The 2,680-nt window shown below is 38.7% G+C and carries 3 protein-coding genes; 2 read left to right on the top strand and 1 reads right to left on the bottom strand.

Annotated elements, in window-relative coordinates; translation table 11 throughout:
* The first annotated feature begins 268 nt into the window (after positions 1 to 268).
* Positions 269 to 1,243, top strand: a complete 975-nt coding sequence (gene cysB / locus CEX73_RS03390; RefSeq protein ID WP_101627180.1) for an HTH-type transcriptional regulator CysB — start codon at positions 269 to 271, stop codon at positions 1,241 to 1,243.
* Between the two features lie 127 nt (positions 1,244 to 1,370).
* On the opposite strand, the gene ribA is transcribed toward cysB, so the two are convergent.
* Positions 1,371 to 1,967, bottom strand: a complete 597-nt coding sequence (gene ribA, locus CEX73_RS03385; protein ID WP_101627179.1) for a GTP cyclohydrolase II — start codon at positions 1,965 to 1,967, stop codon at positions 1,371 to 1,373.
* A 186-nt stretch (positions 1,968 to 2,153) separates the two neighbouring features.
* Between ribA and CEX73_RS03380 the strand changes: the two genes are divergently transcribed.
* Positions 2,154 to 2,468 carry a LapA family protein gene (locus CEX73_RS03380; RefSeq protein ID WP_101627177.1) on the top strand — a complete coding sequence of 105 codons (315 nt, stop codon included), beginning with the start codon at positions 2,154 to 2,156 and terminating at the stop codon, positions 2,466 to 2,468.
* Positions 2,469 to 2,680 lie beyond the last annotated feature (212 nt).

The raw sequence follows: 2,680 nt of genomic DNA, 5'->3' as shown, positions 1-2,680 counted from the left end.
ATCAGCTTTATCACGGTCTTCAGCTTATGTTTATAGAAAGAAAAAATAAATAAATTAGATTACCTAGTAGCTATTCTATATCAACTATAGGTTGATAATTGGAATTTAATATATCATAGAGTGATATTACGTGTGTTATTATGATTTGATACTAAATCATAATAAACTCTTTGAATCCTTTCGCTTAGCTAAAAGCTTAACCTGGTTAAGCGATCTTATATCGCCTGCCAGGCGGATTATTTTCGCGCCCCATGTCTAGGATACTAAGATGAAATTACAGCAACTTCGTTATATCGTAGAAGTCGTTAACCATAACCTGAATGTTTCTTCTACTGCGGAAGGACTTTATACCTCTCAGCCCGGTATTAGTAAACGGGTACGAATGTTAGAAGATGAGCTAGGGGTACAAATATTCGCACGCAGCGGCAAACATCTTACTAGGGTAACCCCAGCCGGCCAGGAAATTATTCGCATTGCGCGCGAAGTACTATCCAAAGTTGATGCTATTAAAGCGGTAGCTGGAGAGCATACTTATCCCGATAAAGGATCATTGTATGTTGCAACTACCCATACTCAGGCACGTTATGCTCTACCAAAAGTTATCAAGAGCTTTATCGAGCGTTACCCGCTCGTATCACTGCACATGCACCAAGGATCTCCTGCCCAAATTGCCGAAGCGGTATCTAAAGGATTAGCTGATTTCGCAATTGCTACTGAAGCGTTGCATTTATATGATGATTTGGTAATGTTACCTTGTTATCACTGGAACCGTGCTATCGTGGTGTTACCGCATCATCCTTTAGCTAGCAAAAAAAAGATAGCGATTGAAGAACTGGCATCCTATCCACTAGTTACCTATACTTTTGGCTTTACTGGTCGCTCTGAGCTAGATATCGCTTTTAACCACGCTGGACTGAAACCACGCATTGTTTTTACGGCTACCGATGCCGATGTAATTAAAACTTACGTGCGTATGGGTCTCGGTATTGGCGTAATTGCTAATATGGCTGTCAGCTCAGAAGCTGACCATGATTTAGTTAAAATCAGTGCAGATGTATTATTTGCTCAAAGTACGACAAAAATAGGGTTTCGTCGTAGTACTTTTCTGCGTAGCTACATGTACGATTTTCTTCAACGTTTCGCGCCGCATTTAACCCGTGAAGTAGTAGATATGGCAGTAGCACGGCGCTCTAATGAAGAAATAGAAGCTATTTTTCACGAAATCCACTTACCGGTGAAATAATAGTGTATCACCGTGTATAACTATGAAGTAGCTATGCCTTAGCATACTATGCTAAGTTACTAATGACATACTTAAATTTAATATCAAATAATAAATATATTAATGTTTTATTGAATAGATTAATTATTTATATTTTGTCATTGAGTAAATGTCCCATCTTAGCGGCCTTTGTATCTAGATAGCGTGCGTTTTCTGGGTTACGACCAACAATCAGAGGAACTCTTTCGGTGATATTTATCCCAGCCTCAGAAAGAATCTCCACTTTCTTAGGATTATTAGTTAGCAAGCGAACTGAATCTACTCCTAGTACCTTAAACATATCCGCGCAAAGAGTAAAATCTCGTTCATCAGCCGCAAAACCTAGCTGATGATTGGCTTTTACCGTATCTACTCCTTTATCTTGAAGCGCATAGGCACGTATTTTATTTAGTAGTCCGATATTACGTCCTTCTTGACGATGATAAAGTAGAAGACCACGTCTCTCTTCGGCAATAGAACTCAGGGCAGCTTCTAACTGAAAGCCGCAATCACAGCGCAAGCTGAAAAGAGCATCGCCGGTCAGACATTCGGAGTGCACTCGTGCCAGAACCGGTACTGGACTAGTCACATCACCATAGACCAGCGCTAGATGATCATTTTTTGTGGCTATCTCCTCAAATCCTATCATCAGAAAATCGCCCCAGGGTGTTGGCAGTTTTGCTTCTGCCACACGTTTAAGCTGCATGATATTCTCCAAAAACACAAATAGACTTTCAGCCTATATTTCTTTCGATAATGCTGATACTTTTTGTTAAGCTTACTTGTGCTCATTAGCAAATATTATTAATCTAAATACTGTTACACATGGTAATTAACCCTTGATGAAAAAGGTTTAACCTATTTATAATAGCGCTGGCTTGCAGGAAATAATGTGAAATACATTCTTATCATGTTGCTTCTACTGGTGATATTAATTACTTTTATTTTATTTGGAGCACACAATAATCCAATTCTCTCTTTTAACTATTTGCTAAATCAAAAAGAATTTCGGGCATCGACGCTGTTATCACTCATCTTTCTTTCTGGCTTTATCATAGGTTGGGTGACTTGCGGTCTATTCTGGTTGCGTACTGGTTTAGCGCTAGTTTACGCAAAAAGGGAGGTAAAACGGCTCACACAACAACAAATCGCCCAGGCAGTAAATGTTACCTCTACCAATTGTTCTAATCATTCCGATGGCGCTTAAGGAAGACAATACATACTGCAGGGAGCAACAAGATAAAGCAGCAGATATTATTCCTAGAGATCTAATCTAAAGATAGTAGCACTATTAAAACTAATATGACACTAGCTAAGTAAGCTGATGGAAAATATGTTATCTGTTTTAACATAGTGCTGAATTATTATACAACAGCTAGGAAAAAATATTTTCACATCATACTATGATGTGCATGAGTA

The sequence above is a fragment of the Candidatus Palibaumannia cicadellinicola genome, from assembly GCF_002855795.1.
GTDB lineage: Bacteria > Pseudomonadota > Gammaproteobacteria > Enterobacterales > Enterobacteriaceae > Baumannia > Baumannia cicadellinicola_C.
Note: the sequence above shows the minus strand (reverse complement) of the source record. Positions and strands in the feature narration are given on the sequence as shown.